The organism is Roseibium sp. SCP14 (assembly GCF_040329475.1).
Classification (GTDB): Bacteria; Pseudomonadota; Alphaproteobacteria; order Rhizobiales; family Stappiaceae; genus Roseibium.
Genome location: NZ_JBDZYH010000005.1, coordinates 1 through 25,972 on the forward strand (window position 1 = coordinate 1; position 25,972 = coordinate 25,972).

General features: G+C 49.6%; 15 protein-coding genes and 2 pseudogenes. 8 read left to right on the forward strand and 9 right to left on the reverse strand.

Translation table 11 applies throughout. The features are described from left to right. The first annotated feature begins 360 nt into the window (after positions 1-360). The 5 genes and pseudogenes from ABLQ08_RS20170 to ABLQ08_RS20190 all read left to right on the forward strand — a co-directional run bounded on the left by ABLQ08_RS20170 (position 361) and on the right by ABLQ08_RS20190 (position 6,787). Positions 361-1,300 (forward strand): annotated as a pseudogene (locus ABLQ08_RS20170) (IS630 family transposase). 267 nt (positions 1,301-1,567) lie between these two features. Continuing rightward, a complete protein-coding gene (locus tag ABLQ08_RS20175) occupies positions 1,568-3,496 on the forward strand; it encodes a M10 family metallopeptidase (protein ID WP_352945615.1) in 1,929 nt (642 codons plus the stop codon). 497 nt (positions 3,497-3,993) lie between these two features. Beyond that, positions 3,994-4,761 carry an ABC transporter permease gene (locus ABLQ08_RS20180; protein WP_352945616.1) on the forward strand — a complete coding sequence of 256 codons (768 nt, stop codon included), beginning with the start codon at positions 3,994-3,996 and terminating at the stop codon, positions 4,759-4,761. Continuing rightward, a complete protein-coding gene (locus ABLQ08_RS20185; protein ID WP_352945618.1) occupies positions 4,758-5,417 on the forward strand; it encodes an ABC transporter ATP-binding protein in 660 nt (219 codons plus the stop codon). Before ABLQ08_RS20180 ends, ABLQ08_RS20185 begins: the two co-directional genes overlap by 4 nt. Positions 5,418-5,572: 155 nt before the next feature. Continuing rightward, positions 5,573-6,787, forward strand: a complete 1,215-nt coding sequence (locus ABLQ08_RS20190; protein WP_352945619.1) for an RkpR, polysaccharide export protein — start codon at positions 5,573-5,575, stop codon at positions 6,785-6,787. A gap of 44 nt (positions 6,788-6,831) precedes the next feature. Here the strand turns inward: ABLQ08_RS20190 and ABLQ08_RS20195 are convergent, their stop codons facing one another. Continuing rightward, positions 6,832-6,963 carry a hypothetical protein gene (locus ABLQ08_RS20195; protein ID WP_352945621.1) on the reverse strand — a complete coding sequence of 44 codons (132 nt, stop codon included), beginning with the start codon at positions 6,961-6,963 and terminating at the stop codon, positions 6,832-6,834. Between the two features lie 838 nt (positions 6,964-7,801). Here ABLQ08_RS20195 and ABLQ08_RS20200 point away from each other — a divergent pair. Next, on the forward strand, positions 7,802-10,588 hold the full coding sequence (locus tag ABLQ08_RS20200) for a calcium-binding protein (protein ID WP_352945622.1): 2,787 nt from the start codon (positions 7,802-7,804) through the stop codon (positions 10,586-10,588). A gap of 257 nt (positions 10,589-10,845) precedes the next feature. Here ABLQ08_RS20200 and ABLQ08_RS20205 read toward each other — a convergent pair. From ABLQ08_RS20205 to ABLQ08_RS20230, 5 genes and pseudogenes are all read right to left on the reverse strand, one after another. Continuing rightward, positions 10,846-11,560, reverse strand: a pseudogene (locus tag ABLQ08_RS20205) (transposase). A 424-nt stretch (positions 11,561-11,984) separates the two neighbouring features. Next, positions 11,985-13,820: a DUF4422 domain-containing protein gene (locus tag ABLQ08_RS20215; protein WP_352945624.1), complete on the reverse strand. Its 1,836-nt coding sequence runs from the start codon at positions 13,818-13,820 to the stop codon at positions 11,985-11,987. Positions 13,821-13,949: 129 nt separating this feature from the next. After that, on the reverse strand, positions 13,950-14,690 hold the full coding sequence (locus ABLQ08_RS20220) for a phosphoadenylyl-sulfate reductase (RefSeq protein ID WP_352945625.1): 741 nt from the start codon (positions 14,688-14,690) through the stop codon (positions 13,950-13,952). A gap of 31 nt (positions 14,691-14,721) precedes the next feature. Further along, positions 14,722-15,888, reverse strand: coding sequence for an NAD-dependent epimerase/dehydratase family protein (locus tag ABLQ08_RS20225; RefSeq protein WP_352945626.1), 1,167 nt, complete (start codon positions 15,886-15,888; stop codon positions 14,722-14,724). 153 nt (positions 15,889-16,041) lie between these two features. After that, complete coding sequence (locus ABLQ08_RS20230; RefSeq protein WP_352945627.1) at positions 16,042-16,965, reverse strand: NAD-dependent epimerase/dehydratase family protein; 924 nt, start codon at positions 16,963-16,965, stop codon at positions 16,042-16,044. A 1,045-nt stretch (positions 16,966-18,010) separates the two neighbouring features. Here ABLQ08_RS20230 and ABLQ08_RS20235 point away from each other — a divergent pair. Further along, positions 18,011-18,787, forward strand: a complete 777-nt coding sequence (locus ABLQ08_RS20235; protein ID WP_352945628.1) for a class I SAM-dependent methyltransferase — start codon at positions 18,011-18,013, stop codon at positions 18,785-18,787. Positions 18,788-19,006: 219 nt separating this feature from the next. Continuing rightward, positions 19,007-21,076 carry a sulfotransferase gene (locus ABLQ08_RS20240; RefSeq protein WP_352945630.1) on the forward strand — a complete coding sequence of 690 codons (2,070 nt, stop codon included), beginning with the start codon at positions 19,007-19,009 and terminating at the stop codon, positions 21,074-21,076. 659 nt (positions 21,077-21,735) lie between these two features. Here the strand turns inward: ABLQ08_RS20240 and ABLQ08_RS20245 are convergent. The 3 genes from ABLQ08_RS20245 to glf all read right to left on the reverse strand — a co-directional run bounded on the left by ABLQ08_RS20245 (position 21,736) and on the right by glf (position 25,768). Next, positions 21,736-23,793 carry a glycosyltransferase family 2 protein gene (locus ABLQ08_RS20245; RefSeq protein ID WP_352945632.1) on the reverse strand — a complete coding sequence of 686 codons (2,058 nt, stop codon included), beginning with the start codon at positions 23,791-23,793 and terminating at the stop codon, positions 21,736-21,738. A gap of 340 nt (positions 23,794-24,133) precedes the next feature. Beyond that, positions 24,134-24,328 (reverse strand): hypothetical protein, encoded by a 195-nt coding sequence (locus tag ABLQ08_RS20250; RefSeq protein ID WP_352945634.1) that lies wholly within the window; start codon positions 24,326-24,328, stop codon positions 24,134-24,136. Positions 24,329-24,652: 324 nt separating this feature from the next. Then, positions 24,653-25,768 (reverse strand): UDP-galactopyranose mutase, encoded by a 1,116-nt coding sequence (glf, locus tag ABLQ08_RS20255; protein WP_352945635.1) that lies wholly within the window; start codon positions 25,766-25,768, stop codon positions 24,653-24,655. Between the last annotated feature and the right edge of the window lie 204 nt (positions 25,769-25,972).

Below are 25,972 nucleotides of genomic sequence, written 5' to 3' on the forward strand. Positions count from 1 at the left end.
TGTGACGGATTTCGCGCTTGCGGATTTCGCAGCCCTGCAGGCACTGGCCAGCGACCGTCCCTCCGGTCTTCGTCTTGACTTCGGAGACGGAGACATCCTGTTCATCGACAACATGAGCCTGGCCCTGCTCGATAGCGGCGACGTGATCCTTTAGGACCCTCCTTGGTGATTAGGGCAATCGCAGTGCGGTTTCCTTAAGCGCTCGCGTTCGCAGTTCCACAGATCGCAAACTGCTCCGAAACATCTGGCATGTGGTTGCCTTTCGTCCATCCAGAGCGATTTCTGGTCTGCTTGAATCGAGCTTCTCAATTTAGCTGAAAGATGATTCAACATTAGAGCCGGGACTGGAGGCCAGCTTGCATGTCCAAATCTCTGTCAGAAGATCTGCACGCGCAGGTTCTTGATGCGGTTGTCCAAGGCTCGTCGTTCCGCCGCCACCCGCTTTGGTGTTGCCCCCTCGACAGCGGTGCATTGGGTCAAACGTTTTCAGCAGACAGGAGATCGAAGAGCGTTGCCACAGGGGGGCGATTATCGCTCACAGGACATAGAAGCTCATGCACACTTCATTCTAACCCTTGTGGCGGATCGCAAAGACACAACTCTTGCTGAGATCGTCAACCGTCTCAATGCCGACAAAGCTTTCTCCTGCGCGCAAAGTATCGTCTGACGGTTCTTTTCAAGGCGCGGCTTCACGTTCAAAAAAGACAGCGCATGCAAGCGAACAGCAGCGCCCGGATGTCTTGAGGCTTAGACACGCCTGGTTCGATAACCAGCTCGACCTTGATCCGGACAATTTGGTGTTCATCGATGAGACGGGAGCCTCCACCAAGATGGTCAGGCTTTACGGGCGTTCGAAGCGTGGCGAGCGTTGCCGGGCGTCGGTGCCCCATGGCCATTCGCTGCCCGGCAGGCGATGCAAGGCATCGCTGAGAGGGGGAAAACTACCACATTTGTGGCGGCACTCCGGCGCACAGGATTGACCGCTTCCATGGTGCTGGCCAGGGCCATGCACGGCATAGCGTTCTTGGTGTATGAGGAACAAGCTCTCGTCCCGACACTTGCACCTGGTGATGTCGTCGTCATGGACAACCTTCCCGCCCACAAACCTGCTGCAATACGAGAAGTTATTGAAAAAGCCGGGGCGACGCTCCGCTTTCTGCCGCCCTACAATTCTGACTTCAACCCGATCGAAATGGCCTTCTCAAAACTCAAAGCTGCCCTGAAAGCAAAAGCATGCCGCACAATTAACGAACTCTGGACCGCAATCGACGAGTTCAAACCGAAGAAATGCCAAAACTAATTCAATGCCTCTGGATACGAACCCGTGTGATCAGAAAACGCTCTAGTTAAAATTCTTTTTTTAAGAATAAGTGCATAGAAAACATTCTCCAATTTTTTGGAAGCGCTTCCCCCTTTACGGGTTTTATATGTAGCTCCTGTATCAATCACAATGTGTTTTCGGTTTGAAAGTGCATATCCACTACCGAAAAATGATCATGCGACTTCGCTGAATTCGAAAACCAAGTGATTGATATACACGCCCTTTGAAGATGAGGAATCTCAGCACGTGTGTACGCTTTGCGTTGCGAATGGCCGCTCAGAAGCACTTCCAATTGTTGCAGGATTTTCCTGCAGTCAGGCGATAACTAATTCTTCGTCTAATGTGCAGGCCTCTTCTCCGACCTACACTAACGACCAGATCGCTTACCAACTTACAAACGTCTATTGGGGCGGTTCGTCACTTTCCTACAATGTCGCTGTTGGCGGCACCATCAGTGTCAACATCACCGCGTTACCATCAGCTGTCCAAACCCTGGCCAGATATGCCCTCGAGCTCTGGTCGGATGCCACGGGTCTGACTTTTTCGTTCACTTCGGAAAGCGCTCAGATTGAATTTGACGATTCGAACGCAAACGGGGCGTACGCTTCCTTTTCTTATAGCGGGTCGACGCTCATCTCCAGTGATGTAAATGTCGGCACAAACTGGGTCGCCAGTTACGGCACTAGCATCAACTCCTATACGTTCCAAACCTATATCCACGAGATTGGCCACGCACTCGGTCTCGGGCATGCCGGCAACTACAATGGCTCAGCGACTTACGGCCGGGACAACCACTATGCCAATGATTCCTGGCAAGCATCGGTGATGTCATATTTCAGCCAGTCCGAAAACACCTCCATCAATGCAAGCTACGCCTACGCGATCACACCGCAGGTGGCTGATATCATTGCAATCCGGAACCTGTACGGAACGACCGGGACAACACGGACCGGCGACACGACTTATGGTGACAACGCCGATTCCGGCGACATCATGCAGCAGATTTCCAGCCTGAAGAGCGCTGTTTCCTACACAATCATCGATGATGGCGGCACGGATACGCTCAACTTCAGTTCTTCAGGCGCCAACCAGACCATCGACTTGCGCGAAGAGGCAATTTCCAGTGTGCGTGGATATACGGGCAACGTGACCATCTCTCGGGGAAGCGTGATCGAGAATGCGATTGGCGGAAGTGGGAATGATGTGCTGGTGGGGAATGGGGCGAACAATATCCTTACGGGTTCTTCCGGCAATGACTCTCTCGACGGCGGAGCCGGCAACGATACACTCATAGGCGGCCAGGGGACAGACACGCTGAGCGGGGATACGGGAAGCGATACCGCCAGTTACGGAAGCGCGACAGGCGGCGTAAGCGTTGATTTGCGCTACAGCGGTCGCGATGTCGGGGGTGGCCAGGGACGAGACAGTTTTGTCGGAATTGAGAACCTGACCGGTTCCGACTTCGATGATCGCCTGTCGGGAGACCAATACGCAAATGTCCTAGCCGGGGGCTCCGGCAACGACGTCCTGCGTGGTCAGGGAGGTAGCGATCATCTGCTCGGCGACGAAGGCAACGACAACCTACGCAGCGGAAACGATGGCGACACACTCGAAGGTGGAACGGGTAACGATACGCTGACAGCATTGGGCGGCAATGATTTGCTATATGGCAATGCGGGGAACGACTATCTGTATGGCGGCGCCGAAGACGACCAGCTTTTTGGCAATCGGGACAACGACCGGCTTCGCGGCAACAGTGGCAGTGATGAGCTCGATGGCGGTGCAGGCGATGACGACCTGCGTGGCGGCAACGGAAACGACATCATCATCGGTGGTGGTGGAAATGACTTCATTCTCGGTGACAATGGTAGCGACACGATCACTGGCGGCGCTGGCCGAGACATCTTGCGAGGCGGATCGGGCGGAGCAGTCGGCGACAGTGGCGAAGATACCTTTGTCTTCAATCGGGGCGACGAAAGCGATGTCATTCGCGACTATACGCCCGGTGTCGACAATCTCGATCTTAGCGATTTCGGGTTCACCAGTTTCAGTGAAATAGCTGCACTCGCGGAAGAGCGGCCATCAGGCCTGAAGCTCGACTTCGGAAATGGAGATGTTCTTTTCATCGACAATCTGGTTCTGGCGAGCTTTGAGGCCGGTGACGTGATCTTTTGATCAACGTTCAGCATGGACATTGTCACAACGCTGTCGATGCTGTGTACAAGGACCCTCGTCCTGATCATCGGGGAAGCAGAAGCGCTTCTTTTCGAAACTTGAGGATTAAAGAGTCGTATGTGAAGCCCGCCTTCGCGGCAATTGGTTTTCCCGATACGTCTCTTCTACCTGCCAATCAATCACTGGTGGTTCTGAACCAGCGGTGACGCACTTAATCACTGGCAATGAGCGGCCAACAAAAGTAGCTTTTGCAACCAGATTCGGTCTCCGGTTTATTCACTATCCAATTGAACCCATTTATAAGTTATTGAAATTTCTGATTCCTTGGAGGCTGTGGACCGAGGAGCGGCGTATTTGCCGCAATTATCTTCGAAATGAGTTGTCTCCGTCGGTAAACTGGGTGGTAATGTGCCTAGCCATAAAATGGCTTCAGTGCCGGTCAAGTATCGAATTAGCAAAAGGGATTCCACGTCGTGCGGGTGAGTGCACCTTCAATAATGATCAAGCGTCAGCTCGCAATAACCGGTGCGCTTATCATACGTGAAATGACCACGCGATATGGCAGCAAGATTGGCGGTTATGTCTGGGCCATTCTTGATCCGGTGCTCACCATCGCCATTTTGACAACCGTGTTTTCCGCAATTGCCAGAGTGCCGCCACTGGGACGCAGTTTCGCGTTTTTCTTTGCCACGGGCTACGTGGCCTTTTACATGTACCGCTCGCTAAGCGACCAGGTGAGCCAGTCGGTTGAAGTGAACCGGCCGCTTTTAATGTATCCAGTAGTTCAGATATATGATACTATAATCGCAAGATCATTTTTACAAATAATTACATTATTTGTAGTAACATTGGTGATATTTGGAAGTTTTAGAATCTTTTTAGGATATTATCACATCAACCTCGCCCCAATATTACTAGCAAGCTTAATATCAATAACGCTAGGGATAGGTGTAGGAATGTCCAATATTGTCTGGTTTCATTTAAATAGTACTTACCAGCAAATTTGGGACATCATCAACCGCCCGGCATTTCTGGTCTCTGGCGTGTTCTTCCTGCCTGAATCGCTTCCGCCGACCATTCGGGAAGTTTTGATGTGGAATCCGCTCGTTCATATTATCGGCCTCTTCCGATCGGGATTTTATCCAACCTACCGGGCCAGTTATGTGGATCTTCCCTATGTCATAGGACTTGCGGTTTTTTCTCTGGTATTTGGATTCGTGCTGATTTGGATTTTTGAAGCAAAACTCAGGGAACCGAAAAAATGATTAGACTCGAAAACGTCACTAAATCCTTTCGGTTCAAGCGCAACACAAGGTACATCGTTAAGGATGTCACATTTACGATTCCGCGAGGAGACAGTATTGGGCTGATGGGGCGCAACGGCGCCGGCAAATCGACTCTGCTGAAACTGATTGCCGGGACAATAAAGCCAACATCCGGCAAAATTCTTCGCCATGCAAATGTCTCATTTCCGCTCGGGTTCCAGGGAAGTTTCAATGGTACGCTGACCGGCGAACAAAATGTCAGATTTGTGGCACGCATATACGGCCACGACACAGATGAGTTAGTAGCCTATGTTGAAGACTTTGCCGAATTGGGCAAGGCCTATTACATGCCGGTCAAGTCCTACTCCTCCGGAATGAAAGCAAGACTTGCATTCGGCGTAAGCATGGGAATCAATTTTGACTATTATCTGGTCGATGAGATTACTGCGGTTGGCGATATGAACTTCAGGAAGAAGTGCAAAAAAGTATTTCAAGAAAAATTATCTTTTGCTGATATCATAATGGTATCTCACGGTGTTAAATCTTTGAAAGAGTACTGTGGCACGGGCATCGTACTAGAGGACGGCAAGTTGACTTATTTTTCTTCTATCGATGATGCAATAGAAATGCACAACGCCAATTTGGCTCGAAATTGATCATTCATTGAATCCGACCAAAGGAATCAACTATGTCTGCGGACCGTAAGCTAAAAGTTTCTGCTACGGAAAACAAACCTGCCGATAACGACGTTCTTCCATTGAACCGGGTGCAAAAGGTAAACTCTCCAGACAAGATTAAAGATCCGTCTTTATTGAATCGTCTTAAGAAGTCCGGCCTTGATCCACAAAAACTTCTGGATCTGGCACTTCCCGATGCCCAGACTGCAAAACGCGACTTGCGGGCCCGGCACAACGTCATTCGCGTCAGCCTGGTACTATTTGTCATTATTCCTTCGCTATTTTTTACAGCGTACATGTTCTTCGTCGCAAGCGACCAGTATCACAGTACCGTGGCGTTCGCCGTCCGGAGTTCCAATTCTTCACCCGCTACCGAAATTCTTGGCATGGTTTTGGATAGCGGCGGCGATTCAGTGACGTCGAACAGCTATATTGTTCACGATTATCTGCAAAGTCAGACCGTAGTGGAAGAAATTGGATCCGTGCAGGATCTGGATTCCGTTTTTAACAGAAGCGGCTCGGATTGGCTGTTCAGCATGGGTAATGACCTGCCAGTTGAAGACAAGCTGAGCTATTGGAAGCGCATGGTTGATGTGGACTTCGATGCGACGTCAGGCGTGATTTTCGTGGAAGTCCGCACCTTCGACGCCGAAGACTCCGTCAAATTGGCAAGCGAGATCTTGAATCGAAGCGAGACCCTAGTGAACAAGTTGTCGGAAGCCAATCGGCGCCAGAGTGTCCGGTTTGCCGAGGAAGCCGTGGCCAGGGCCGAAACCAGGCTGAAAGCCATCCGCAGACAACTGCTGCAATATCGGGAGCAGACCCAGGAAGTCAGTCCGGAGGACAATGCCCGGATATCAATGGAAAAGATCGCAGGTCTGGATAAACGGGTTTCCGAAAAGGAAGCCGAGCGCGAGACTTTGCTGAGCTACCTGGATGAGAACTCACCCCGCATCCGCATCCTGAGCGAAGAGATTTCGGCCCTAAGATCTCAAATCGCCGTCGCACGCGCCCAACTCGGGGCAGGAAGCTCGGCTGGCGATGTCAGTGAAAACGGTAACCCTCTCTCCAATAGGTCGATTTCTTTCAGGATTGCCGACTATTCGGACCTGAAACTGGAGGAGGAGTTTGCGAACCAGCTATTCGTCACCGCGCTCGCAAGCCTTGAACAGGCCCGGCAGGATGCGGACGCGCGTCATATGTACCTTGCGACCTTCATTACGCCGACCTTGTCGGAAGACGCTCAATACCCCAGCAGATTGTTCTATTCCCTCGCCGTCTTCCTTCTGCTCGCCGGGGCTTGGACCGTCGTGGTTCTTATGTACTACAACATTCGCGATCGGAACTGATATCCAGGATCCCCTGAAGTGTGACACCACCGAACCGGGTAGCCTCACGGCGCTTGCAGCCGTCTTGATCGAAACCAGCGCCAGTGAGCGCCGTGATTGGCGTTATGTGACAGCTTCGCCAGATCGCGCAGCGTCCCAACATCAAAATCCTGGCGAAGTGAAATGCGACCACTCATGTCAAACTCCTTGTTTGCCGTGGTGAATCATGAATTGCACTTCAGTGTGACATTGCGTCTTTCGAGATTGGTCATAGCACGCAGTGGTCCATTGCATCTCTTGCGTTAAGCAATAAGTAAACTATAATGATGCGTTAAGGCGACTCGCACTTTCCGCCTAAACTTCGCAATTGACATGACATTTGGAGGGATTGATTTTTTAGATTGTAATTGAATTGATTTTACCCGGTTCTTTGGCGCCGTCGAATTGGATAGCGTCAGATTTTATATTTCATGGTTTGTCCTTTGAGTTTCCATCCGGTCAGATGAACTCGTCATTCGAAATGGATTTTTTCTAATTTTTTTGTGGCGGCGGCAGAATTCCTATTCAGAAGTAATGAACCGCAAATAAAATTCAGAAGTTTGGAGTGGATACCTTCGTGCAAAGATCGGCATCATGTATTCAAGCTCTGAATATTTGTGAAAATTTAGTATTAGTTGTATGAGGTAGTGAGAATGTGTAAGGCTTATCTGAAATATCTATAGATAGTCTTTGAAAGCCCCTATTGCTATTTAGTAAGGGTGCTTCACAACAAATTTGAGATTGAAGGGGCACGGGCAACGAAATTGATCAATGCCCAGTGAGATATCAATCGGGTGACGATTGTCTGTTGATGCAGTGTTTTTAATTTAAATAGTATTTAGACTGCAAACGCGACCGCCAATTGTGATGGCGGGTCAATCCTCCCCAAAGACTATAGTTAACCTTGACCAGATCATAGTAAATATGGTTTGCCAGCTGTAATTTTTCGAATTTTACAGCGTCAATACTGGAATTTTATTTGCAAGGAGATTTAATATGCCTGTAGCGACTGTGACACAATTTGAAGCCGGTAGCGTTGACAATCTTTTGGACAATGAACTGGGATATGCCGAACTCGAATCCGGCAATTCCACAACGGCGACCATTCGCAAGCCTTCGTCTTCGGTAGAAATTATAATTTCCGGAACAGGGTTCTCTTATGACAACACGCCAACCTATGACAATGGCGAAGAGGTAACGGGAGGCACGGTCAATCAGATCGAGTTTCACGACAACTCAGGCCTCGTCTTACGCATCTCCGGCCTGTCGATTTCGGCGGTGGCGCTTGGCGATGCGCTGGGCGATATTCAGACGAGCGGCGACTACACCGCATTCGATGCCTTACTTGCGCCTTATACAATGAACTATGACGGCACCGCGGTTCCTTACGCGGCCCAGGTAGATGTTGGCGGCACCGATGGCAATGACACTTATGTTCTAGGTGACGGTGACTATTTCATTGCCCCCGGAGATGGCGACGATACGATTAATGCCGGCAATTCCTCCTCTTGGACCCAGATCGATTATGCCAACGAGTCAGGAGGCGGAATAACGGTCAACTGGAGCGCGGGAACGGTCACCGACCCTTACGGCAACACCGACACGTTCACAGGGCGCGTCAACGCGTTCCGAGGCACCAGTTCCGCCGACAATGTCACCGGGGACGAGAACAACAACGCGCTCAGAGGTCTGGCAGGCGACGACGTATTTGACGGAGGTGGTGGCTTCGACGAGATGCGTTATGACCGCGATGCGAATTATGGCGGCATGAATGGTGTGACGGTGAACCTGGCCACCGGCGTCGCGACTGACGGTTTCGGAGACACCGACACTCTCATCAACATTGAGCGTGTCCGCGGTACAGACTTCGCAGACACACTGACGGGAAACAGCAGCGACAATCGTCTGAGAGGTGAAGGAGGAGATGACATCCTGAGCGGCGGCGCCGGAAATGATGAATTTGAAGGCGGATCAGGCAACGACACAATCAATACCGGAAGCGGGGAAAACTACATTCGCGGTGCAGCCGGAAACGATATCATCAACGTCGACACGAGCACCAGCCTGACCGTTGAATACAACGATCTGTCGTCGGGCATTCTGTTTGATATCAACGCCACCGGGGCAACAGTCAATAAGGGTGCAAACGGCACGGACACGATCAATGGTCTGGACAACCTGGATTTTGAGATCGGAGGCTTTTCTTTTAGAGGCGGTTCCGCTGGCGATACGTTCAATATCAATACCGCGTCAAATCAATGGACCGGCATTAGCGGTCTGGGTGGAAATGACACGATAAACAACCTTGGTGATGGCTTCGTGCGCGCCGACTATCGTAGCGACGGCCAGAGCAACGGGTCAGGAATAACCTACACCAGCAACAATGGCAGCCGCGTAAGCGGTACCGTAACCGGCGCCGGTACAGGCACCGACACGCTCGTCGACGTTAACGAAATCCGCGGCACGGACTATGACGACGTCTTCAATGGCGGAAACGGTGACGAACGCTTTATTATGCGCGGAGGCAACGACACTGTGAACGGTGGCGGTGGCACCGACACCATTCGCTTTGACCGCTCGGGCATGGGCGCGGTGACGGTCAATTTGACCAATGGCGTTGCAACCGGGTCCTTTGACGGGAACGCTTTTTCCCACACGCTCAGTGGAATTGAAATCGTTAGAGGGTCAATAGATCACAACGACGAGATAACCGGGTCCGACTCTGACGAAACATTTTGGGGCAAAGGTGGCAACGACACATTGTCCGGGCTTGCGGGCAATGACATGCTCTTTGGTGAGGATGGCGATGATGACATTTCAGGTGGGGCGGACGAAGACACGCTTGATGGCGGCGATGGCAATGACACTCTGACTGGAAACCGCGGCAACGATACGCTGCTGGGTGGTGCCGGAGACGACATGCTCGACGGTGGCAACGATACGGACACCGCATCCTACGCCAACGCAGCAGGTGGTGTGAGTGTCGACATTCGCTGGAGCGGCCGTAATGTCGGTGGTGGTGAAGGCCGGGATAGCTTCAATTCTATTGAAAATCTCATCGGCTCCGACTTTGGTGATCGTTTGTCTGGCGACGTTGGCGACAACGTTCTGGACGGTGGTTCAGGGAATGACGTGTTGCGTGGTCAGGGTGGCAATGACACGCTGTTTGGTGGAGATGGCAATGATAACTTGCGCAGCCACGACGGCGTGGACTCATTGGATGGCGGAGCCGGAAATGACACGCTGATTGCGCTCGGCGGAAACGATACGCTGAGTGGCGGATCGGGAGAGGACTACCTGTACGGCGGCCAAGGCAACGACGAGTTGTTCGGGAATGAGGACGACGATCGTTTGCGCGGTAACCGTGGCAATGACGAGATGGACGGCGGCAATGGCAACGACGACCTTCGTGGCGGTGGCAACAACGACACGATCAATGGCGGCGCCGGGAACGACTTCATACTTGGCGAAAACGGTGCCGACACCATCACTGGCGGGGCCGGAAACGATGTACTTCGCGGCGGCTTCGGAGGGTCCACCGGTGATGGTAACAGCGACACGTTCGTGTTTAAGAATGGAGACGAAAGCGATTCTATCAAGGACTTTGAGAACGATCGCGATCTGCTTGATGTGAGCGATTTCAGTTTCGCGAGCTTCAATGACCTTCTCGCTTTGGCGGAAGATCGCCCTTCCGGTTTGCGCATCGACTTCGGCGATGGCGATGTCCTGTTCATCGACAACATGTTCCTGGCAAACTTCGATGCCGGAGACGTCATCCTGTAGATTGTAACAGGGGTATCAAGTTCCCGGTGTGGAAGTATTTCTCTAGTGTCAGTGCGCCATCGAACTTGTATTCGATGGCGCAGAAATTGAGGATGTTGATGCCGACGATAGTGCCATTCTCGAACGGACAAGGAATGTGACCTGAGACCCCAGATCTCCTCCGGTTTGGTGTAGAGTCTGCCGTAACTTGCAGTGCTACCCAACATGCCCTCGGGACGGGCTAGAGTTTTCCGGACCAAATCAAGAATACGGGCTGATCAAGAATACGGGCTGGCTGCATGTTCTGATTTCATCAGATCCACTGGCACCTTGTTGCCGATGGCACCATGAGGTCTGTGTTCGTTGTAGTCCTTGCGCCAATCCTCCAACTTTTCGACTGCATCCGCAAGGCTCAGACATCATTCGGGCCGATAGCTTCTTGGCGATCTTCCCGGAGTTTCGCTTTCACCCGGCGCTTCGGATGTTTGTTCCTGAGTTGCAGGCCCAAGTCGTTGTAGATACGCCGAGTTTTCTTCTGATTGATCATCCAGCCCTCCCGGCGCAGCAAAACATGCACGCGCCGGTATCCGAACCGGACACGTGTCTGGCAAATCTCCTTTATCCGCTGTTCCAAAGCGGCCTGGCCGGGTCGACGGGACTTGTACCGATAGGTTGTCGGATCGAACAGGATCACCGCGCAGGCGCGGCGAATGGACACCGGCCAGTCTGATCGCATCTCTTCGACCAGCGTTCTCTTCCGGGCAGGCCTCGGATCTTTCGCTTGACGATGTCCTGAAGCATCTCCTTGTCGAGAGACAGGTCCGCGACGATCTTCTTCAGCCGGGCATTCTCCTGCTCCAGCTCTCTGAGCCGCTTCATCTCCAACGGCATCAGACCCGCATACTTCTTGCGCCAGTTGAAATAGGTCGCCTGGCTGATCCCCGCCTCACGGCAGATCTCAGCGACAGAGACACCTTCGTCCCCACGCTTCACACTGAACGCCTTCTGCGCATCCGAAAACTTCGATGCCCTTCATCAATTCCGCTCCTTCCCGGCCAGGAAAATCGCCGCGGAAAACTCTAACCCAAATCGAGGATATTTGTCGGGGGCACATCACGCTCGAAATGGGAGCTAGTTCAATCACTGCAATCGAGAATGCACGCATCAGGGTAAAATGTGCGTGGTAGAACGCCCGTGGAAACCCTGATCGATGGAAAGCAGGTTTGGTTCGAAAAGAAAATAGACCGAACGTGATCTGACAAACACAGCCTCAAAGGCGGTAACCGTCAGATCAAATCGAAACTTCTACAAATAAGCAATTGAATGATCTCGCATTCGGAGCGACCGGGTCGAACCCGATCTTTGATATCAAGATGGATCCTGCAATAATTCAAATGCGCATTTCATGACAGGCAACTCAGGTTCGTTTCGCTATGCTCTTTAAAATAAAGTCGATTCTGCTCAGTATTGGTCGAGTTGCGGGCACACGGTCATATATGTACTCGCCAATCCTATAGATCCTGCGCCCGACATCAACTTTACTGCTCTCTCTTATTTCGGTCCTGACAAGCTTTGAAACGACTTCGGAATAGAATGGCGTACATAAAAGGTGTTTCCAATACAGGTCCGCGAATGGAACTGACTGGTTGTTCCAGGGCTTAAAACCCTCCGCCGCAAAATGGACAATTGCCGGGTTCTTCTTCGCAGCCATTGCCGAGTCGTAGTTTCTTCGAGGCACCTTGCTGTAACCGTCCGAAAAGGTATTAAACACGTTGTATCTACTCGGCAAAACCACCATTTCTTCCTTGAAGTAGGAATTCAATATGTCTTGATCTCTAAACAGACATTTTCCCTTCAGACCTTTTTCCTTCAGTTCTCTAGAACATTTTTTTGCATCAATTCGCTTCAAGTTGAAAAGCAAAACACCGGCATTCACGTAGTTATTGATCTGGACATCGGACAGTCCCAATTCGGATCTCTGATAGTTGTATAAGTCGGGAAAGTTTGGATCTTTCGTGGTCACCTGAATGTTGAGCGTCCGGGTCATTATGACATCAGGCACCCCGGCCAGGAGAGCGTTCCCCATTGGGGTGTTGAACAGCTCTTCAACGCATTCCAAGACTATCGTGTCACAATCCAGATAAAGAATGCGGTCCAGATGCGGAAACAAATCGAATATGAAAAATCGGTTGTAGGTCGCGTTTGATGGCGTTCGCGTTGGGCTTTTATAACTTTTTTCGAAATATTCTCCGACATTGATGAAAAACAGATTGGATCGGTCAAATCGGGATACAATCAGTTGTAACAGCTCACGGGCTTTTGCATCCACATCGGTCGCCAGGAAGAACAGGTTGTACTCTGCATTTTCCGTCTTACTCTGCAGCAGAGAGTGGATCATTGCAGCACTGTGCGGAACATAGGCTCTGTCCGCAGCAAATACTATGTTTACACTTTCTTCAGTATTAAAATCTTTTGAAAGTCTATATGGGTAAGCAATCGCATTTGAAATATTTAGAATGTGTCTGTGTTCTATGCGAAGTTCCGGTTGTTTTCTGTGAAGGTAATTGACATAAACCGTCAATAGTCTCTCCGCGATAAAGCCCAGGTACCTTGACTGATAAGGACTGTAGTACTCTCTGTTTAATTTTAGCTTTTCCAATTTTTCGAGAACGTCAAACAACCATTCACAATATTCATTAAACAGATTTCTCTTCATCAAGAAGATATTGCCGAGATATATCTCTTTCGACGCCAGTGTCTCTTCGAATGCTTCGAAAATCGCCGGTGAACCGTCTTTGAGTATTTCCCGAACTGCACACAGGTCCTGTTCCTGGTGGCCGGTGCAGTAATTGTCCCACACCGTTTGCGTCATCTTGAATGGTTTTGGAACAAATATGTCCGCAGAAGTCGAGGAAACAATCTCACTCGCATGATTTACATAGCGGTTGATATCAAACTCACCAACGAACACCTCTGCTTTTTCAGAGTCAAACGCTCCCTCGAAGTCCAGAAATCGTCGATAATGCATAAGCCCGACGTATTCGTCGGCAGTGCTGTTTTTCCATGCCCAGTATATAGCTGTCAGTTCACAGTATTCGTTATTCCTTGTCGAAATGTTATCTCCGGTGTCGTCACCGATCATAGACAGCCTGGGTCTACTCTTTAACGAACGGCCGACCTGAATCGGATGGAATACAGAACCGGAAACTATTGGAGCGTCAGCATGATAGGCTACGAATACTTGAATACTCAACCCTTCACCCTCTTAGCAGCATGAATAACTTCCTGTCGGATGATAATTATTCCTATACCAGAAGATCTTCTTGCAATTACTCAAAATACAAGAGCTCTTTTCCTGGTCATCTTGCCTACGACGCTTTATTCAATCTGCGCTCGCGCGCACAATTTTTCCATCAACGATGTGAATTCCGCACTCGGTCTTTTCGTGCCCTGACCACCGGCCGGCTCTTGCATCTTCGCCCAATTGGGTCGGATTTGTGCACGGGGCACATCCAATTGAACGATATCCCTTTTCTTTGAGAGGATGAGGCGGAAGATCGTGCTGCAAGTAATACTCGTTAACTTCTTGCGCAGTCCAATTATAAAGCGGATTTACTTTAATCCATTTGTCTTGAAATTCGAACAACCGGATGCGCGCGCGCGCATTTGAATGCACTCTTTTTCTTCCCGTAATCCAGCAATTGAACTCCTGAAGAGCCTGGACCATCGGAATCGTCTTGCGCAAGTGGCAGCATGCGTCTGGGTTGACCTTGCACAGATGATCGTCTGGATCCTCAGCGGCAATCCTCTCCAACTTTGGAGTAACGACCCTCAGCCCGGTCAAATTGAGTCGTGAACACACCTCATCCCGATATTCAATCGTCTCCGGGAAATGTTTCAACGTGTCCAGGAAGATAACTGGTGTGCTTGGATCAATCTCGGAAATCATGTGCAAAATGATCGCCGCTTCGGCTCCAAATGATGAGACGACAGCCGTTCTTTGCTTGAACTCGTACCCAACAATGGCGCTTAGCACGACTTCCGGGGCATGGCCCTCAAACCTTTCGTTCAGCTGGCTGACGGTCTGTTTGAGTTGCAGCTGCCTTACTGTTTCAAGCACCATGCCCCGTTACTCCAATCAATGAGCTATCTGATCAGGACCTGTTGCTCCAAATGGATACGCAGGGAATTTTTGCCCGGTCGCAACGGTCGGAGTACTTTTCCGCGATTTCCTTAACTTCATCCAGAAGACCGGCACTCAGTGTGATCGGCTCCAACCCAAGCCCCAAGAAACGGTCATTGGAGACGTGAAGGTCGTTTTCATCGGCTTCATTTCTCGGATTTTCCAGATATGCGATTTCGGCACCGGTCAAGTTCGAAATCATCTCTGCCAATTCCCGCACCCGATGCGTTTCCGTCATCTGGTTAAGGATGTTGACGCGTTCGCCGTGCTGCGGCGGGTTCTCCAGAGCGAGTTCAATGCAGCGGCAAGTATCTTGAATGTGAATGAAAGCCCTGGTCTGGCCACCAGTTCCGTGAACGGTCATCGGATAGTCAACCGCAGCCTGCATGACGAACCTGTTCAGCACAGTGCCGTAGTCGCCATCATAATCGAAGCGATTTACCAGCCGCTCGTCCATCTTTGTCTCGGCTGTCTGCGTACCCCAAACAATCCCCTGATGGAGGTCCGTAATCTTGACGCCGTCATTTTTGTTGTAGAAATGGAAAAACAGCTGATCCTGCGTTTTGGTCATATGGTAGATAGAACCAGGGTTCGCAGGATAAAGAATTTCCTGCTCACTCGGACCGTTCTTCGTATCTACGGTAACTTTCAGGTACCCTTCCGGGATTTTCATCCCGGCTGTTCCGTAGCCGTAAACACCCATGGTTCCCAAATGAACCAGATGAATTTCCTGACCGGATTCAACAATCGCCGCGAGAACGTCATTGGTGGCATTCAGGTTATTGTTTACGGTGTACCGCTTATGGTCGGGGGACTTCATTGAGTAAGGGGCAGCACGCTGTTCTGCAAAGTGTATTATCGCGTCCGGCCGCTCGTTTTCGATGAGTGTCAACAGGCGATGATAGTGCTGACCGACGGTAAAATCGTGAAACGGGATATTCTTCCCCGTCAGTTCTTTCCAGACACTCAGCCGTTCACCAATTGGACGAATTGGGGTCAAACTGTCGACTTCGAGCTCAATGTCAATTTTTCTGCGGGAAAGATTGTCAACAATTATTACTTCATGGCCGCGGTTTGAAAGATGCAAGGCGGTCGGCCAACCGCAAAATCCATCACCGCCGAGAACTATTACTTTCATCTTCTCTTCCTTGACTTCATTTCCGTTCAATTTGAGCGGAATTATTAGAAATTAATCTCATTCTTACAGCAATAAGGCACTCGATTTCGGTGCAGCCCGTTCCAAACCTCGCGCCACGCCCGTTTAAACGTGAGCTCGAATTACAGCGGCGACCTAAGTGCTTGCCTGTTCGTTGAACCAGGCCCACGTCTGTGCCAATCCGTCTTCCAATGAAGTCGGCGCATCGAACTCAAATACTTTCTTGGCCTTGTCAATGCAGCACCAGGTTCTGTGCAATTCCCCCGACCGGAATGGCTCGTAGTGAACTGTCGGATTTTTCCCGGTCACCGAACGGATCACATCGAGGAGTTCATTGACCGTTGTCGGCCGGCCGCTTCCCAGCTGATACGCACCCGAGGCAGTGCTTTCCATGGCTTTTTGGATACCGGTTACGAGATCTTCAATATATAAAAAATCCCGTGCCTGGCTTCCGTCTCCATAAACAAACAAATCTTCGCCACGCAATATCTTCCGATAAAACTCAGCAACCACGGATCCTTTGTGGAACGACAGAGGGCCATAGATGTTGGAAAAGCGCAGTGCGCAGGACTGAACCCCGTACGCACCAGAAAAGGCCGACAGGTAGCCTTCCATTGCAAGCTTTGACGCTCCATAGGGCGCCATGGGTTGTGCCGCCATTTCCTCGTTTACAGGGGGCTCCACCTCTCCGAGGATCGCACCACCCGTAGAAGCGGCGACCACACGTTTGACGCCATATTTTCTACAAGTCTGCAAAAGCTTGAAGCTGCCGACGACATTGACATTGAAGTTGAAATCGGGATTTTCGACCGAGTCCATAACGCGGGTATCTGCCGCCAGATGTACAACAATATCTTTGCCGTCGACTGCTCTTTCCAAATCGTCTGTCGATGTAATATCTCCGCGAATAACCGTGACATCATACGGAGCTAACTTTGAGCAATCTCCGGTTGTCTCGTTATCCAATATCGTGACGTTATATCTATCCAATGAACTCAAAAACTTAACAAGGTTAACGCCAATAAAACCTGCGCCACCTGTCACTAATACTTCGGCCACCTTGCGCGCACCCCATTATCATAAAACTACTTAGAACCCATATGAATTCCTCAGGTGGGTCAGAGCAGCTTATAAATCCCCATAGGTTAATTGTCGACACTCCGGCGAATGTCTGTTTGCTCGTCCCCAAATTTCACTTTATGCAACGCCAAATTTCATCTCTTTCTGCTTCGTATTGAGTTGGCTGCCGCGTACAATCAAAACTAAGTTGACCGATCGACGCAAAGCATTCCGACGCAATTCGCCGTTTCATCCAATACAACACCTGAAAAGCCAATCGTATTTCGCCCGCCCCAAACAAACACAACCAGGAAGCAGGATACGCCGCCGCCCGACCGCAGCGCAAAGATCATTGATCAACTCGCCTTCAGCGAATGCCACACGTTCCGTCGACATCGGGGGAAAATATGTGAGCGTTGCAACTGCCCTCAACATTCATCAGAGCCTCTGGGTTGGAAGCTTCAACCGATTGTCCAGACTCAATCTGGGCAGACTGGCAGACATCCTGTTTTTGATGCAACCGCATCCGTGACACAAACTGCAAAGCCAGGTCGATGTGAGCATCGGTGCGGCGCATTGGTCAGACACTTGCCATACGCGGGCATACGGTCATCCGGGCAACCCGATCTGGATGAGGCGCTCGGCCTTGTTGTTGGTTTGCCGCGGTTAGGTTCTGTGCGGACTGGATTGCAGGCTCATTTGTCTGCAAGCATGCCCGAAGGCAAAGCAGCTGCAGCAGGTAGCGTTGTCACTCATGCCCCGGTAATCGTGACGCCGAGCCGATGACACAGCCATGTTGCCTCCAGCCAAAGCCCTCTTCAGGGTCGAACGACGCCCCTGATAATTGCCGAAATCAGCTTTAGGAAATCCCCGTCCTGGCAGACACTTCGGCCGCTCCAGGATCGTGGGGTGGCGCTGATCGCCTCTGGTGCCGACGACCAGCGCCCATGCGCTCGAAAACACATGAGAATCCTATCCCGTTATTGTATAGGACTGTTGACCCTCATCATCTTCCACAAGCTGCTCATATCACCGGTAGGACAGTATGACTTCATATGATAGCAAATTTTATGACAGAATTGGCGAAGGTTCAGTTACCTCAGCAGAAGCAGTAATACCGGTTATCCTAGAGTTTGTTGAACCGGAAAGCGTGGTAGATCTTGGATGCGGAACGGGGGCCTGGCTGCGGACACTCCAAAGACTCGGTTCGTGCAAAGAGATTTTAGGGATTGAGTCGGGTCAAGTGGACCCCACCCAATTGTTAATTCCCGTTGAAAATACTTGTTCGGTAGATGTTTCAAAACCTTTCGATGTCGGCAGACGATTCGATGTCGCAATGACACTTGAAGTCGCTGAACATCTGCCACCGGAAGCCGCAAAGACCTTTGTAGAAAATTTGACGCGACTTTCTGATGTCGTGATTTTTTCCGCAGCGATACCAGGTCAGAAGGGGCGAAACCATGTCAACATGCAATATCCGAGCTATTGGCAAAAACTGTTCAACGAATTTGGCTACGAACTTGCAGATGTTTTGCGTTCCAAAATCTGGTCAAATGAAGAGGTCAAATTTTGGTATCGGCAAAACATTCTGTTTTTTTGCAATAGAAGTGGCCTGGACAAGTTCCCCAAATTGAGTAGCGCCGCCGCCACCCATTCAAACCTGGCCATTGACATCGTTCATCCCGAAATGTTGAAGAAAGTCATTGATGAAAACAAAGAGCGTCTTGCCGAAGTTCACACAACATACAAGGCGCGCATAAGCGATGCCAAAAAAGACATCTGGGAACGCGCCCGAAAGAAGTTCGGCAGCGCGCAAGACTGAAAGCAGCATTTCCTCTCACCGGTCAAAACGGTGGGCAAATGTGCAAGAGATTCTACCGAGAAAACACGTCGAGCAAAATCTGGGCAAAGCTTTCACCGCCGATATGTGCGCTGCTGCGCAAGCCTCACGAATCTGTTCTGGTAGTTTCTGGATAATAAATTTGCCGGACTACAATGTAATGTAGCGAACGGAGCAAATAGGGCAGGCAGCGAAACGAGCATGAAGATCTGTGTAGTCGGGACTGGAAGGTGTGGAACCACCTTGCTTTGGAGAATATTTAACCAGCACCCAGATGTTTTCATGTTCAAGGAAACTCACTGGATTCCCAAATTCTTGGAGCATTTTCGAGAAAGAAATTGTAATTCGGTCGATGAATACATTTCATTTATCAAGAAATTTCGATTTGCAGGCGGAGAAATAATTCTTGATACGCATTTACGTCGCCACAGAATTCGTGAAGACGACTTGCGAAACGAGTTATGTCTTCGATTTGGCGACAAGAACAGTGTCAGCCCAAAAGACTTTCTGGATATGCTGGGCGAGACATTTGCCAAACTTTCCGGAAAAACCATATGGGGTGACAAGACACCGTCTTACGGACTTCATCTCGCCGAACTGGCAAGAGAATGGCCTGAATGCAAGTTCATTCATATTGTTCGCAATGGCGTAGCAACGTCGGTGAGCATGATGGGGCACGCTGGCTTTCAATTTCTTTTGGCTCGTGGCGAGCATGACTATTCAAAGATCGCGGACACAATTGCCGGCAAAAACGGGACAACCGCGGCCCCGGACTCTGTCGACCCTTATGTTGATTTGTGGGCGCAAATGCTAACCGAAATACGAGAGCAAGCTTCTGAACTCTCGAAAGACCAATATATAGAACTACGATATGAAGACCTATTGGCGGCACCGACAGATGTCATAGAGCAACTGACAGAGTTTCTTGACCTGTCAGTTGATGATACTTGGCTAAAGTTTGTTGCGGATGAGGTAAGATCCGATCCGAATGCGCGAAAAGTATCGATAAGCGCCGACTTCAGAAAGCAGCATGCTCAAGCGACATCTCTGATGAACGACTATGGCTACTTGGAGGACTTTGGCGCCTTACCGAATTTAAAGGGCACGCCGGCTGAGCAGACGATTGCCGACACCGCGCACGCGAGCTTCGGATCCGCATCTCGAAACGACTTACCTGCTGGCGAGATGATGACGCGATTGGATGACAATGACATCAGCAACATAAAACAAGACGAGCTGTTGTTGTTTTGCGTCGGACGCAATGAATTTGAGCGCTTACCTTTTTTCCTGCAATATTATCGGAACTTGGGCATTGACCGCTTTTTTTACGTAGACAATGGTTCCGATGACGGCACATCAGAGTATTTGCTTGAACAGAATGACGTTCATCTATTTCATACCAAGCAAAGCTACCTGAAAGCCCAACGCGGCAATTTATGGTCTTCTTCCCTTAGAAACCAGCACGGGGTTGGCAAGTGGTGCCTGACCGTAGATGTCGATGAACTTCTAACTTACCCACTCTCTGAATCCTTTGATCTGAAACTGCTCGTTGGATATCTCGAGTCCCGTTCGTATGAAGCCCTCTTCACACTTATGGTCGACATGTATCCAATGGAATTGAACGCCTACAAATACATTCCGGGGGATGATTTTCTAAGGCACAGTCCATTTCTGGACGCTGCACCCTACTATTTTTCGTGGAACGCCAAGTTTCCATATGTCAGTGCTTATGGAGGAGTTCGCTATCGTCTGTTCTTTCAAAACAATGAAAACAGGCATGGGATTATCCGCCGGAACGGCGCGCCGGTATTACGCAAGGTTCCGCTTGTGAAGTGGTCCGCCGGCAAGAGATATTTCAATTCGACCCATAGCATGACCCCCTGCGCGCTTGCAGATCTAACGGGAGCCCTCCTGCATTATAAATTTCTGGGCGATTTCGAGGCATATGCATCAAAAGAGGTTGCAAGAGGAGAACGCCCACCAGGCGAGTATGAAACCTACCAAAGGGGGTTCTCCAAAGGAATTGACCGAAACCTACTTTGCAAAAATTCGGTCAGGTATGAGGATTCTTTGCAGCTTTTGCAGCTGGGCCTCATCAGATCCAGCAAGAATTATCGAAATTTCCTGATCGAAGAGCAAAAGCAACGGCAAGGGCGTCGCTCAGCGAAGGACCTTTGGAAAAAGCTTACGGAAATGGAACGATCTGTCGGCGCGGATTTTCAACTTCAGTTCAGTCATAGTTTTTCCGTCTGGGACAAACTGACTAGGTAAGAAACCGGTGTTACTCATCCACAATCGAGGGCTTCCGGCTCACGCGTTCACCTGAACTCGGAAGACATTCAGTGCGACATTGCGCACTTGCAGGTCAGTTCGCGCTGACAGAAGATGTCGACATTTCCGGTCCCGGACACGTACTTTCCCGCTTGTCAAAGTCACCTGTTTCCAATGATGCGCGTCTGTTGGATATCAAAGTCACCCGGTGAAAAGCGCCTTGATATTCTTTGGCACCGCTCGATGATCCTCGGCTTTGCACCTACCCGTCCTCGTCGAATTGTGCGAGTCCGTCACCCGGTCACAATCCAGAAACTCTCGACGCGGCCGGGTCCGGCGGCAACATTACCGCTGACCGGCACTTTGGGAGAGAAACAGCACGAAAATGGCCGACCGCCCAGGCAACCGATTGCCCGGGCGGCAAAAGACACTTTGAGCCTTCGGCAATTTGCTATCGACAATCCGTCAGACCGTCGAGCGAATGCCCCAATGCGCCGTCAAACACAACAGCACAAAACCTCAACCTCAAAATGAAGAAACAAGTCTGCGAACCAAACCGACTGACCGCCAAGCAGGAGTGGCGGCTATCAAGTCAATGCTGTTTCAGTAAACTCTTGGCGCTTGAACTACTTTCCTGCTCCGCATTGCGCGCCAACAGTTCAATTCATTGATCTGGCCCTCATTATGATATTCTTGATAGCGCCGCCCAATTCCCGAAGATGAACAGCCTTTTTTCTACCTTTTCCGGGCTGTGTTACTTTCTGGTAAGACCCATTAACAAGTTTTGCCCATTCCTCATTCTCATTAGACCAGCTGACGCTACGTCTACCTTGCAATGGAACCGGGCATCGTCTGAGGGACGTATTAGTGCCAAGCGGTCGGACATCCAGGAAAATGTCTTTGCGGCCTTGTTCATAAAAATACTCTAATGGCAAATCGGCCTTCCAGCCGAAGCCAACACCTTGCGAAGACTTTAGATCCTTGCGGGCGTTTCGGAGTTCCCCAAGAGCGACGAGTTGATTGTCAATGAAAACGGCAACCGGCCCCGGAAGTTTGTCAGGTGACTTGTGGCGAATCCATCCCCGTGCGACCCCGTTTTCAACCGACTCGACGACGCCATCCATTTCGGCAGAGGAAACCTTGTTCACCGATCGCTCGTTCGGCTGCGCGTTAAACACCGACACCGTCAACAATGGAGCCCCAAGCACCTGTCTGCTTTCACTCGACCTCCGGGACTCTCCCGTGTCAAAAGGAAAAACATCGTCCGGACTCAAATAGAAACACATATCCCGAAACAAATGATTCTTGCCCTTTTTGTCATTTGTCAGGTTGTGCTTGAGCTTATAGACGGACGGTAAAGAGGAATTTTCAGCAATTGAAAAGTTAGCATCTGAACCGTCCAGTTTTACTTTAAATTTGAACTCCCCTTCCGCAAAACACGAAATGCACAAATTCAAAGTCTTATGCCTGTAAACAAGATTTTCCGGAAGAAATACATAAACGTATTGATAATCAACATCGACTATCTTGATAGTTTTTCGTAGGTCTTGCAGCAATTTCATATTATCGAAATTACTTGGGATAACTGAATTACTTGAAAAATATGCAAATATTGATGGGTTATTCAGGATCGGCCAAATAAAAGGCAGTTGCCGCAATGACAATTCTTCATATTTGTTCAGCATAGGTGGATTAGAGAAATTCTCTTCACCATTTTTGCCCTGGAGAGCAGGACGTCCAATTTGACCTTCTTTGACCTTGCCCGTCGAGACGGCGTATTTATTATACTTTTCGGACGTCACGACGATCCCGTGCTGAACCAGATCACGAGACGATTGATACATCAGGGAATGCGGCCCAAAGAAACAAGGGTCCCTTTCTACCTTTTTCGCATAGTGATCGTAATCTTGCTGCTGCCGACGGTCACCGCGTTTGCTTTCTCTTGTCGCCAACTCAATGAAAAAGTCGAAAAACTTGAAATGTAGCAGTGCCCCGGTAATCGAGCTCAACTTGATGACCCTGTGAGAGTGCGTCGAATAAATGTAGCTGAACCCCTCACGCCACTTCACCAGCGGGATCTTTTTCATCATGGGGCCGGCCGTTTTTGGGAAACTCGGAAGAGATCTCCTTCGCGGGCCACCGAAAACATTCAGAAATGGCGGATTCCCACCTGGCTTCAACATATAGGAATCCACTTCAAAATATCTGCACGTATTCAGAAATGGTTCACCTGGTTGATATTTCGTCTCGGACAATGGGCGATCGGAGTACATGTCGAGAAATACACAAAAGATCCCGTCAGCACCTTCGTTGTCCAAGAACTGACATAGGTCAGGAATACTCAATTCTTCCGAGTTTGGGAAAGTCAGCAATTCATCGACATCAGCTGTCAAACACCAGTGACCGGTCCCGTAATAGTCGCACAATTCCTGCAACCAAAGGCGGCCAGCTGAACTTCCTTTGTAGCTGGAAGCCGTGTAAAAGTAATGAACATCATCTTGCGCCAGCAGAATTTCAGCAGAAGAGTCCGTTGACGCATTATCAATGATGAAGAAATGTTTTATACCCTTTTCTCTATAATACTTAAGAAAATACGGTATTCTTTCTGCTTCATTTTTCAAACAGCAAAAAAGCAATATTTCTTCTTGAGCAATTTCTATATCTTTTTTATCGAAATATTCGCTCTTTGGTGGAACGGCGAACATCATATCGTTCATTCGTATAACTCTTTCATATGTTGCAAAGACCAGAGCCAAGCTTCATTGAATGTAAATTACGAATATCAAGCACACGATTTTCGATCAACAATTTAATCACTCGTCAACAGACCGTCTCGATTACACGTATTACCTCCCCTCCGGTTGTCGAAAAAATAATTGACGCTCAATAAACTTACACCCCAATATTTTCGCCCGACGGTAAAATCTGGTCACACCTTATTTCGATTACAGTAATATCATCAACTATACATGCTCGAATTTCTTAGTTCTTCACATTTGCGCGTTCTATTTCGAATAGCTAATCATCTCACCTAATCTCCCGCAAATCCGATCGCGATTACAGGATAACCGTTGCTAAATATTTCCATCCAACTTGGCGCTCAAATTCGACCATAGAAAGGTATCGCGGTTTTCTGGCGTCAGCCGTCAACTGATCCGGTGTTTCGTGCGTGGTTTTGCGTCTGCGCTTAGACAATAGCGGCTGCAACTTTGAAAACTGCTCATCGTTGAGCCAGAAGAACCCACCAGACATCGTCAAACTCCAATCAGGAGCTTGAATCAGACTTCAACTGATTTGCATAGCTATTTTATGGGTCCGAAGCCTAACGCCCCGCGAGCCGTGCTGCGCTCTCCGGCATATGTTCGCTCAGCATCATGTACGCCAGGCGCTCTCGACCGTATCGCGTTAATCGGACATTCTTACGCAAGTTCATTCGGGCTCTCCGGGAGGTCCTGAATTGTAGCAACTCCAGACTTCTCGGGTCGGACCCGGTCATTTACATCAGACTAACGCACCACTTCCGCCCGGATCACCACAAACGAATGCATAACATGCATAATTCAACTCTCGCGTCTGCTACTCATCCACGCTTTCAAGAAACTGCTGTGCCGTATCAAGCGCTGCGCGTATGGTCGCGTCCATATCGAGATATTGATAGGTTCCCAGTCTCCCCACAAAGGTTATTCCGGAAATGTCTTTCGTTCTTTCTTTGTATTCCTCAAACTTGTTCTTATCTCCAACAAGCCGAATGGGATAATAGGGAATATCGTCGGGACCACAAGAACTACTGTACTCGCGGTAAGCAACAGAATGTGAAAACTTGTCCGTTTCCCAAGGAGAGAAATACTTATGCTCGGAGATTCTCGTGTAAGGAATTTCCTGGTCCGGATAATTCATCACCGCGGTCCCTTGAATGTCCCCCTTTTGCCGGATCTCTTCGAATTGAAGTGTGCGGTATTGAAGTCGGCCCAAATCGAAATTGAAGTAACGGTCCAATGGGCCGGAATAGAATATGTGCTGGAACGCCTCACTCAAGTCTTCAAATCGGCAGTTCAATTTCAATTCAATATTGTCATGATCCAATATTTCTTCAACAACTGCAGAATACCCTTTCCTCGGTATGCCTTGAAATCGATGGCTAAAGTAGTTGTCGTTATAGTTGAACCGAACAGGAAGCCGTTTCAAAATCGATGCGGGCAGTTTCTTGGGTTCGACACCCCATTGTTTGCGCGTGTAGCCATCAAAGAATGCGTAGTAGAGCGCTTCCCCAACAAACTTTAGCCCTTGCTGCTCAAAGGTCTGCGGGTCGTATATGTCCACCCTCGACTGCGACCGAACAAATTCTCTTGCTTCATCAGGGCTGAAGGACGCTTCAAAGAACTGGTTGATCGTGTGCAGATTTATCGGCAGGGAATACACACGGCCTTTCACAGTCGCCTTGACGCGATTTACATAAGGCATCATTTCGCCAAACTGGCTGATATATCGCCAAACCTCTTCATCGTCCGTGTGAAAAATATGCGGACCGTACCTGTGAACCATAATGCCGGTCGCGTCGTCACGCTCTGTATGGCAGTTTCCCGCAACGTGCCGGCGTTCATCAACAACGAGTATTTTCCTGCCTTTTTGAGCCAGTTCTCTCCCGATGACCGCTCCACTGAAGCCAGCGCCGACAATGCAAACTCTAGACACGTCTCTTCCTCGGATTTTTCAAAGAACAGCTCTCTGATTTGGGCCAATATTTTGCTACGCAGAAAAATCCAGAATTCAATTTCAACGATGTTGATCGGCGTATTCCGACTTGTGTCACCGTCAAGAAGAAATTCAACAACAACTTCTCTCTTCTTGTCATATCAGTCGACAACAATCACTCAACTCTACAACACACAAAAATCA

Excerpts from the sequence above, each read along its gene's own strand:
- ABLQ08_RS20245 (WP_352945632.1), bottom strand. The coding sequence starts at position 23,793 with ATGAACGATATGATGTTCGCCGTTCCACCAAAGAGCGAATATTTCGAT.
- ABLQ08_RS20225 (WP_352945626.1), bottom strand. The coding sequence starts at position 15,888 with ATGAAAGTAATAGTTCTCGGCGGTGATGGATTTTGCGGTTGGCCGACC.
- ABLQ08_RS20195 (WP_352945621.1), bottom strand. The coding sequence starts at position 6,963 with ATGAGTGGTCGCATTTCACTTCGCCAGGATTTTGATGTTGGGACGCTG.
- ABLQ08_RS20200 (WP_352945622.1), top strand. The coding sequence starts at position 7,802 with ATGCCTGTAGCGACTGTGACACAATTTGAAGCCGGTAGCGTTGACAAT.
- ABLQ08_RS20235 (WP_352945628.1), top strand. The coding sequence starts at position 18,011 with ATGACTTCATATGATAGCAAATTTTATGACAGAATTGGCGAAGGTTCA.
- ABLQ08_RS20180 (WP_352945616.1), top strand. The coding sequence starts at position 3,994 with ATGATCAAGCGTCAGCTCGCAATAACCGGTGCGCTTATCATACGTGAA.
- ABLQ08_RS20185 (WP_352945618.1), top strand. The coding sequence starts at position 4,758 with ATGATTAGACTCGAAAACGTCACTAAATCCTTTCGGTTCAAGCGCAAC.
- ABLQ08_RS20240 (WP_352945630.1), top strand. The coding sequence starts at position 19,007 with ATGAAGATCTGTGTAGTCGGGACTGGAAGGTGTGGAACCACCTTGCTT.
- ABLQ08_RS20250 (WP_352945634.1), bottom strand. The coding sequence starts at position 24,328 with ATGTCTGGTGGGTTCTTCTGGCTCAACGATGAGCAGTTTTCAAAGTTG.
- ABLQ08_RS20220 (WP_352945625.1), bottom strand. The coding sequence starts at position 14,690 with ATGGTGCTTGAAACAGTAAGGCAGCTGCAACTCAAACAGACCGTCAGC.